Here is a 9,584-nt window from a genome sequence, read left to right as displayed (position 1 = left end):
CAGTGTCGGCAGCACGCTCTCGGGCGATACCGTCACCGTGGCGGCCGGCCACGATCTCACCGGCACCGCCGTGCAGATTGCCGGCACGCACGACGTGACCCTGGCAGCGGGCAATAATCTCACCCTCAACGCCGGCAAGGACACCTACACCGAAACGCAATCCAACGGCACGAGCCATACCGGCCTGATGAATGGCGGCGGCTTCAGCGTGTTGATCGGCAACAAGTCCCAAACCACCACCAGCACCGACAAGGAAGTGAGCTACACCGGCAGCCTGGTGGGCAGCACCGATGGTGCCGTCACGTTGACCGCCGGAAACAACGTGCATATCACGGGCAGTGATGTGCTGAGCCAGACAGCGACGACCATTGTCGGCAAGAACGTCACCATCGATGCGGCGGTGGGTAGCCAGGATGTGACGCAGACGCAGAAGCAGAGTAGTGCTGGGATCAACGTAGGCTTTGGTGGCAAGGTCGCCGATGTCGCTAACGGCGCGATCTACAGCGCCCAGCGCGCCAGCCAGGTCAAGGACGATCGCTTGAAGGCCTTGTATGCCGCGCAAGCCGCCTATGACGTCAAGGACGCAGTGAATATGGCGGGCACCTCGCTCGGCCAGGCGGCTTCCAAGACAAACCAGGACGGGATCAACCTGCAGATCGGCATTGGCGGTAGCAGTGCCAGCAGCACCACCACTTCGCACGACGATAAGGCTTACGGGAGCAGCATTCGTAGTGTGGGCGATGTGACCATTGCAGCCACCGGTGGCGATCTCAACGTCATCGGCAGCAAGATTGATGGCCAGAATGTGTCGCTCGCAGCCACCAATAACGTCAACCTGCTCAGCCAAGCCGAAAACCATACCCTCAAAAGCAGCAATCAAAACGCCAGCGGCGGGGTGGGCATCCAGATCGGCAGCGATGGCGTGGGCTTCTATGCTCAGGCATCGGTCGGCAAGGGCAGTGCGCACGGCAATGGGACTACGCATGACGATAGCGTGGTCAACGCCAAGGACACCCTCACGGTGGTCAGTGGCAACGACACCACAATCAAGGGCGCGCAACTGACAGGTAACACCGTGCTGGGCACGGTCGGCAACAATCTTTTGGTCCAGAGCGAGCAGGACACCGACGACTACGCAAGCAAACAGCAACAGCTGAGCGGCAAGATGGTGATCGGCTACAGCAGTGGTGGCAGTCTCAGTTACAACCAGAGCAAGGTCGACAGCCACTACAAGAGTGTCAATGACGTCAGCGGCATCAGCGCGGGCAACGGTGGTTTCGACGTCATGGTGGGTGGCAACACCCATCTGATTGGTGGTGTCATTGCCAGCACTGCCGATGCCAGCAAGAACATCCTCGACACCGGCAGCCTGACTTACGAGAGCATTCATAACGAAGCCAAGTACAGCGCTAGCAGCGTAGGTATCAGCGGTGGCTACGGTGCCGGCAGCAGTATGGGCGGGAACATCCTGAGCGGTGTAGGCACGGCTCTTTCGCTAGCCACACCGCAGCACGGCAACAGCAGCAGCGACACGAAATCGGGCATTGCGCAGGGCACGATCAACGTGCGCGATGGCAATACGGACCTCAGTGGCCTCGATCGCAACCCAACACTCAGCAACCAGGCGCTCAAGCCCATCTTCGATGCCCAGAAGGTGCAGGAGAACCTGGAGCTGGGACAGGTTGCGGGCCAGGTAGGCATGCGTGCGGCGGGTGGCATCGCCGAATATATGGCTAACCATGCCACGACCGATGCGGACAAAGCGGCATGGAGCGACGGCGGCAACTATAAGGTCGCCCTGCATGGCCTGGTGGGCGCTGCGACAGCGGCTTTGGGTGGCGGCGATGCGCTACAGGGCGCGTTAGGCGCCATGGCGAGTGAAAAAGCCAGCGCCGCTATGCAGCAGTACCTGGACGATCACCACATCACCGATCCCGCTCAGCGCAATACGCTGATGCAGTTGGCTAGTGTCGCTATTGGTGCCGCAGTGGGCGGAGGCGCAGGTGCTACGACAGCCTTGCTAGGTGATGAGTACAACCGCACGCTACATCCTGAGTACGTTCACCGCATCGATCATGCCGCGCAGGCGTTCGCAGATCAGCAATGTGCGGTAGGAAACTGTATCAGCGTTGACGAAGCGCGTAATCAGCTGATCTATCAAGCCTTCCGCGAACAGGATTCCACATTCGATCAGGCGCAGGCGGCGCAAGGTAAGCCCAACTACACCGCCGCGGCCGCGTTTCTGGAAAACAAAGCGTCCGGCTATCTTGACCCACAAACGGGGCAGGCCATCGATTTGTCGAGCGCGAATGACACAGAACGCCAAAATCCTAGCCTATTTGCCAACACGCTCTATAACGATCCACAAGCGCGTGAGTGGGTTAAGCAAGCAACCGGCCTGCCGGACAGCTATCTGGCGACTATGGCAAATCGGGACTACTACGAAAACCAGCGACCGGCCTATGCCGACCAATACGCCAATTGGCAAGCCAATCAAACCCTGCGTGACCTGGTCGGCTACGGTACCCCGTTTGGTGGCGTGGCGACGGCAGGGGAGCTGGCCTATCGCGGGCGCTATGGCGATGCGGCGAAGGAAGCCGGTAAGGAAATCGCGATCAATGTGGCGACGGCAGGCGTCGGCAGAGCGGTAGGCAAAGCGGCGACGGTGATAAGGACCGCGATCAAGGATGGCAAGGCAGCTGGAGAGGTCGCAAACGCGGCTGGGGATGCGTTAAAGACGGCTGACGCCGAAGCAAGTCAAGCGGCAAAAGTCGCAGAAGAGGCCGCTGGTACGAAGTTTTCAACGACATCGCCTGTAAAAGTCACAGGTGAGCGGGCTATCGATCAAGGACAAAGTTATGAAAAGGCTGTAGCGGACCTTTACGGCTCGCAACCACAAAGCGCACGTGAATATACGGCGCTGGTTGATGGCAAAGAAGTCAATGGTATTGCTGATAATGTGACAAGCATTGGTGGGAAGCCTACCGCGGTCGAAGCGAAATATGTTGAGGACTGGGATAGTTCCTTACGCAATCCCTCTAGCGCCAATGGCGACGCACCTTGGGCAGTGGCTGAACAACAAAAGATGATAGATCAGGCAAGGAAATACACAGCCGGCTTCCAAGGAGGAGTAATTTATCACACCAATAGTCCGGAGCTTGCCGCTTTCTATACGCAGGTCTTTGAAGATGCGGGCATTTCCAATTTTAGGTTTATCATTACACCAGTTGTTAAGTAGTGGGGTGCGAGATGACAAGCGAGATGGAGAAAATTTTAGGTGTAGCTGTAGGGCGAGATCCTTCGGTGCCAGGGACCAAGCCTAGAGAAGGGGCTGAAATTGTCTACTTCTCTGACAATGGCGCTGGAACATTTAGAGATCAGTTCATAGGGCTTTGCAACGATGTGAATCCCCGTAAAGCTAAGCATGGAGGTAAGACTTCGGAAGGATGTCGAATTCGTGTCCCGGACGGTACGATGTTTTACGCCATTTCTTATCACGGAGATTTGGACGGATGGCGTGCCGATATTGAAGCAGGCGCGACGTTACATCGCTCAGTACTTGCCCATGTTAATGGAGATCGACTTGTTGCCGTAGATGGTCGTTCGTTTGCGCTATCTGATTGCGAGGTGATCTTCACTTGATGCAAAAAAGTCGAGCAATCATCGCGATCAAGTGATGATTGCTTGGGCGGAGATTGGGCCACCCAAGACGCCGGGGCAACCTATGAATTGTCCCTACACTGATACGCGAGTATGCCAAAAGATGCTGGAACAGCCTAAGGTCTAAAGCCTAGGAGAGTGCCTAAGAAATTACTGACCCACGGAGTCGGAAATTTCCAAGCCATAATTCCGAGTGCAGCCCAAGGTGGTATCCAGGCCATAAATTGAAATGTCGCCACGACGCATTTTGCAAAGGCACATCGTCGATGGAAAGTCCTATCCAACTCGTCGATGCTACCAGCGACCTCTCCCCCTGCCTTGGCACGATCTCGCATGCTAATCAGCAAAGCCCCAAATGCTGTCGCTGTCGTTGCGAGCTGAAATCTAGTCGCCTTTGCAATGCCACTGATCACCAGTGCCACGATAACGGCGCCGAGACAAACAAGCACGTCCCCTGATAGAGAATCGCCAGAAAAGACGGTCGTGACCGCCACAAGAGACACCGGGATACCCAAAAATTTGGCGGCGTTGTCGACCACAGAGGTATTCACCCGCCCCACAAAAGTAAGTTCTGCGTCTGCGATTTCGCGGCGCAGCACGTCGAACGACATCCGATCAACGATACACTCGACGTCATATCGAAACCGTTGAATAACGCTTTCCCATTGATCTAGCAAAGCACCAAACCGCGCTTCCGTCGTCTCTGCGGCACATGCATCAGCAATGGCCAGGCGGAAGGCTGCCTTATATTCCTCGGTTCGAACCTTACCTTTGGACTGAGGGCTCAGGAGGTCACGCAAGACATCCAAGTCCGGTGCCGATACCAGCAGCATTCGAGGTTCGATGCGAGTGGCGATTTCCACAGTGACAGGAGGCTTTCCCGTAGAGGCAGGCTTTACAAAAACCATGTGAGCTGCGCGCCCAGCTACGGCCGTCAGGTTTCCGCTCAAGCTGAGGTCTGCCAACAGCCGGATAAGCTCACAAAACCGACCAGCCTTCTCAAGTTCCGGAATCGATGCCTCCCCTGAGTCACCGTCGAAGTAATCCAGCTCCGCTATGTAATAGTTTTTAGGGAATTCCCCTCGGTGTATTGATTCACATCGAGCGATGAAGTCAGGGACTGACGAAAAGAAACGCCCAAGTTCGTTGCTTGAAAGCGACCAGGTAAAATCAAGCTCCCCGGCTCCATCGTAATCAGGCCCGTCTGCAAAGCGCCCAAAGCCTGGATCGACTTCCTCGCAAGCAGACACAGCAGCGTCCAACTGGGGATTGGTAGGTCCTAAAAAAGAAAACCGATCTCCCGCCAAAGACGGGCGACCGGATGCTCTATAAAGCGTGACAACATTGGCGAACACGGCTACATCTGCCCACGCACACTCAGCGCGCTTTCAACGCTATCGACAGTCTCCATCGGGAGGTCTGTCAGCGTCATCTGCCCGCGCGCACGTAACGCGCTTTCAACGCTATTGACAGTCTCCGTCGGGAGGTCTGTTAGCGTCAACGTCTTCTGATGAGGATCGTAAAGAAGTTCTGCATTGGTGACTCCAACGACTCCGGTCTCGAACCATAATCCCCAATTCGGCTTCTTGGCACTGATCCTGATGTGCGCGCGCAGCGCTTGACGGCTGAGCTGGAATTCATCTGGAATCTGACATTCCTCTGAATTGAGAAATTCTTTTAGCATATTGAAGTGCGCCGCTCGGATAGGGTCCACCCTGGCCCTCGCCGCATATATCACCTCATCCAACTTGACGGGATGATTCTCGGGCAATGCTTGAAGATAGTCGACAACACCTTGCTTAACCTCAACAAAGGTGTCTGCAATTTCTGGTACATCACGCACATATTGCTTTACAGATTTGAGCAATTTGTTGGTCAGTTGGGAAGACGAAGTTCCTTTGACGCATCCCAATGCATCCACAAAATAGTCTGCTACTTCCTCGCGACCACGGCGATTCACAAAACATAGGTATGTCTTTTCATCGAAAAGAATGGGGGGCGTCACTCCATCTACGGGGTCGTTGCCGTTGTCTTCAAGATGAAGACCATATCGCGTGAGGTTAATGCGTGCCGCTTGGTGAAGCTTGGACATGTCAATCTCTTTAATCTCGGTGGGTCGAAGATCAGGCGATAGGGTGATCGCTCCTTTCTGCTTGATCATCGCAACGAGTAAGAACTCCGAACCGTTGGTTCGATACTGCCCGAAAAAAATGTGGCCGCCTGTCGCTCCGGTCTTCCTTTCAGCCTGACTACGTAGTTCCTCCATTGCGGCCTTGGATAAACTCATGAAGGCAGATGACTCAAAATTTCCGGCCATTAACGCGCGCGCAGACGCAGGGAATTCCCCTTGACGATTCGCTGCCGCAAACTGCCCCCAGAGCACCGCATTCCCATCCTTACCGACGAGTTCTGCGAGTTGGCGCGCAAGCTGCACGACCATCCTGTCGTTGACATCCAAAGTAGCCGGGGCATGCCGAATAGTGGTCATGCTGTCGTGCGCATCCTTCTCCAAACTGTGGATTACCGCATTCTTCAAGACGTCCATTGTGCCCCCTTCCTACCGGTGAATGGCCGGCAAGACCATCATAGCGGCCAATCGCTGTCTTGTGGAAAGCTAGGGTAACGCCCGGCGATCTCGGGGGCTGAGATCGTCCCTCTTGAAGGATCTTCGGTCGGTTCATCGCCGTGGGCCGGGCCTATGCGGTGAAATGGGGATTAAAGTTTCCGGTCCCATCGAAGAGTGGATAAGTCTATAAGCCGATCTCCGCCAGATTATTGTCCGCATCGTTCGAGCGGACCGTTCTCGCCTATCAGAGTGACCGTGGACTTCTGGGTAAGCAACCAGAGCAATGAGAATGGCACGATCTCACCCATTTTAGGTGTTCGCGAAATCAGGAGGACGTCATCCATCAAGTGGCCGTCGCTGATGTCACGACGTGATGCATCGTCAAGAGAAAGTGAACCCAGCTTGCCTGTGCAGGTATGTGCGACTGCCTGCTACAGTCGACTCCGCGGTACGAGATATCACATGCAAAGAGGATCGACGATGAGCACTACTAACGGAAGTGGTATCAAGATGGCAGTGATGGCCGGCGTCATGGCACTTTGTGTCGCGTTGCCGGTCTTTGGGCAAACGGCTGCACCCGCGACTGGTTTAGGTCAGGCGTGGCCCAATGCAGCCGACGTGAGCGCGAGCCCGAATTGGCACGTTTACGTTTTCAGGCTTAACGGCATCGAGTACATCCAGATCAACGATCGCAACGGGATTGTCCATGCAGCCATTGCCACCGCTGGTGGTACATCCATCGTGCTCCCGATGGGCACGGACGCGCAGCACGTTACGACTGATGAGACAGATGCTGCGAGTAAACCCGCGTCAGCACAGACCATCTATAAGGACGCGGCCACGAGCATTGCGGCCACGCAGAGCCATGGCATGACGCGATTCGAAGTGACTCTTCTATGCCAGGACCCGTACAACTGCGGTGCTGGTATCCAGTAATGATCGTCAGGAAACCCACAGCTGAAGGGGCTCGGGCTTATGCTCGACCTCTTTGGTTGCAGGCCATGTGTCATGTAGCAAGATCGTGATGCGCTCCTGCGGGCCTCGTTGACGATGGTGAAGCTGCCCGCCGAACAAACGAGCCAGCTCGGTGAGCTCACTTACCGTGAGTGAGCCGGCGCCAAGCTTGGCGGCGATGTATTCGCGCTCCGCCTTGCGTATGACGGCGGTGGCCATGCGACTGGTGTTCTGATGCCCGTCGACGACCAGCACCAGCCAGCGATGGCCCCGTGTTTCTCCAGCGCGCAACGTCAGAGACACACTCGAACAGGTCAGCCGAGAGGTCACACAAACCACAGCCTCGCACGCACTTCGATACACGGTGTTGAGCGTATCTTGCGACATTCGAATGTAGCCTCGACCCGTGATGACGCAGCGGTACTCGATGCTCGCCTCGTCGAGGGCACGCCCGATGGTTTGACTTAACGCGGCAGGTAGGCCCCGTTCGCGCCAAGCCACCGGGTGAAGGCTCTCGGCCAACGCATACACTTCCTCGGGAGCCTCCAACACATGCTTGGCATACCGCTCGGCGTCGACACCGAAAAGGCCGCTGCGTAACGTGTGTGCGAGGCTTTGGTTGGTCACATGCAGGCGTAGCGCGAGGTGTTCGAGCTTGGTCGAAAGCTGCTTGCGCCTTTGCTCGTGCGCTTCCAATGAGCGCCGTGCTGTCGCCAGTGCATTGGCATCACGTTGCTTTTGTTTGGCTTCGCGTAACAGCTGCGCGCTGATGCGCGCGCCGGTAGCCATTAGGCAAATAATGGTAAATGCAATGAATGCCTGCGTTTCGATGAGTTGCGGATCGGGTCGCGAAACAGTCAGCAGGCACGTCGCGATAATGGCAAGCATGCCGCCAGCGACCGCAGCCCGCCATCCGTGTTTGATCGTCAACCATGCGACCGGAAGGAACATCGCGATGCGGGCGATGTGCTGCATATCATTGCCGCCGCGCAGGATACAGACGGTCAGCAGCAGCATCGAAGGCAAAGCAACGACCATCAGGTCTGCAGTCAAAGGCGCCATGATGCACTTGCGCGCCAGCGCGCGGGCACCGTAGTTCTGAATATCGAGCCGAACCATCAAGACCATCGGCACGACACCGAGGACGGCGATGGTATTTCCTATGAAGTAACCCAGCGCCATGATGGGGTGGGCCTTGAACGCCGGGGTATGGACAAGCAGCAAGAAGGTATAGCTGTAAAGCGTCCTCACGAGCGATGCCAGCATGACGCACAGCATGAGTACCTTGATATCAACCAGCTTCCGTGTCGGGAAAAGTTTCAAACGTTCGCGGCACCACCAGAGAGCCGGCATGATCGTTAGGATGGGCGGCACACAACGCCACGCAACAGCTTCTACACCGAAGGCGTCGATACATCGAAGCATGGCGACGGTATTGGGGACCACTTCGCCAACCAGCAGCGCCGGCCAATAGCGATAAGGAACCAGGAGCAGAAAAGATAGCTGCAGGCCGGTGTGTAGATTCCAGTGCGCGTCGGAGAGGGGTGAAAGAGCGGTATATGCCAGTGCGTATCCGATGCCGACCATCAAATGCATGAGCCACTCATGGTGGCCGCGTTCCTTCCGCATGCTCCGTGCCCCTTAGTTCGAATGACTAAATGCCTTCCTCATGTTCGACTACCACGTCAACGTTATGGATTGATGAAACTATCACGATGGTGAATTTTGCGTGACAACGGCACTCATGTCGGCACGCTGGGTATCGTCGCCGGGTGCGCCGAGAAGGACAGTGGGCTGCGCCAACGTCCAGCGTTACGAAATCGGACCACTCAACAAGGAGTCATTCGCTGACACGTTCTTGCACCACAAGCAGCTAACGGAAGTAACGGATAAGGGGCTATCTGGTGGCATGAGATATCGCCGTAATGGCCGCCACGCTGTGCAACGTCGCCGCCCACAGCACCGCGCTCCATACAATCGGTTCGCTGCTCAATCGCGACGCCATCTTTTCAAGCGTCGGCGACATCACTACCGCTGCCTATGCGGCCGGGACCTAGATCCCAAGTACCACTTGCCCTACATGGCAGCAAGCCAGGTGCTGACGCCGCAACAGCAAGCCGCGCTGGAATCGTTCTGCGGTGGCCAGGGCACGCCGGGCAAGGATGGCGACCAGTGGTGCAACGGCAGCGCCATCAACGGCGATGCGCACAACATCCTGCACAACGACCTGCAGTCGATCACCACGGCGACGCTGACGGCGGTGCAGCGCCTCGCCGCTGCGAGCGCGCAGAGCAAGCTTCTGGCTGGCGGCAACATCACCCTCAACGGCTCGGTGCTGAACGACAAATCCACCCTCGCCGCCGGCAACAACCTGGTCATCAACGGCCAGAACGGCAACAACGGC

At 56.5% G+C, this 9,584-nt stretch carries 8 protein-coding genes; 5 read left to right on the top strand and 3 right to left on the bottom strand.

The features are described 5' to 3' along the window. On the top strand, positions 1-3,238 hold a 3,238-nt coding region (locus EKH80_RS23290), incomplete at its 5' end, for a hemagglutinin repeat-containing protein (RefSeq protein WP_196240430.1). Positions 3,239-3,249: 11 nt separating this feature from the next. Then, on the top strand, positions 3,250-3,642 hold the full coding sequence (locus tag EKH80_RS23285) for a hypothetical protein (protein WP_126687195.1): 393 nt from the start codon (positions 3,250-3,252) through the stop codon (positions 3,640-3,642). A gap of 134 nt (positions 3,643-3,776) precedes the next feature. Here the strand turns inward: EKH80_RS23285 and EKH80_RS23280 are convergent, their stop codons facing one another. After that, entirely contained in the window at positions 3,777-5,015 is a 1,239-nt protein-coding gene (locus EKH80_RS23280) for a hypothetical protein (protein ID WP_126687194.1), read from the bottom strand. Positions 5,016-5,017: 2 nt separating this feature from the next. Continuing rightward, positions 5,018-6,205 carry a nucleoid-associated protein gene (locus tag EKH80_RS23275; RefSeq protein WP_126687193.1) on the bottom strand — a complete coding sequence of 396 codons (1,188 nt, stop codon included), beginning with the start codon at positions 6,203-6,205 and terminating at the stop codon, positions 5,018-5,020. Positions 6,206-6,706: 501 nt separating this feature from the next. Here EKH80_RS23275 and EKH80_RS23270 point away from each other — a divergent pair. Next, positions 6,707-7,162, top strand: a complete 456-nt coding sequence (locus EKH80_RS23270) for a hypothetical protein (protein WP_126687192.1) — start codon at positions 6,707-6,709, stop codon at positions 7,160-7,162. 6 nt (positions 7,163-7,168) lie between these two features. Here the strand turns inward: EKH80_RS23270 and EKH80_RS23265 are convergent, their stop codons facing one another. Continuing rightward, on the bottom strand, positions 7,169-8,776 hold the full coding sequence (locus tag EKH80_RS23265; protein ID WP_158628932.1) for an MASE1 domain-containing protein: 1,608 nt from the start codon (positions 8,774-8,776) through the stop codon (positions 7,169-7,171). A 329-nt stretch (positions 8,777-9,105) separates the two neighbouring features. Here EKH80_RS23265 and EKH80_RS24375 point away from each other — a divergent pair, with 329 nt between their 5' ends. Further along, positions 9,106-9,237, top strand: a complete 132-nt coding sequence (locus EKH80_RS24375; protein WP_268991949.1) for a hypothetical protein — start codon at positions 9,106-9,108, stop codon at positions 9,235-9,237. Positions 9,238-9,260: 23 nt separating this feature from the next. Further along, positions 9,261-9,584 (top strand): hypothetical protein (locus EKH80_RS23260; protein WP_148110434.1); only part of this gene is annotated, 324 nt, incomplete at its 3' end.

Source organism: Dyella choica (assembly GCF_003977665.1).
GTDB classification, from domain to species: Bacteria; Pseudomonadota; Gammaproteobacteria; order Xanthomonadales; family Rhodanobacteraceae; genus Dyella_B; species Dyella_B choica.
This window is presented reverse-complemented; position numbering and strand designations above follow the sequence as displayed.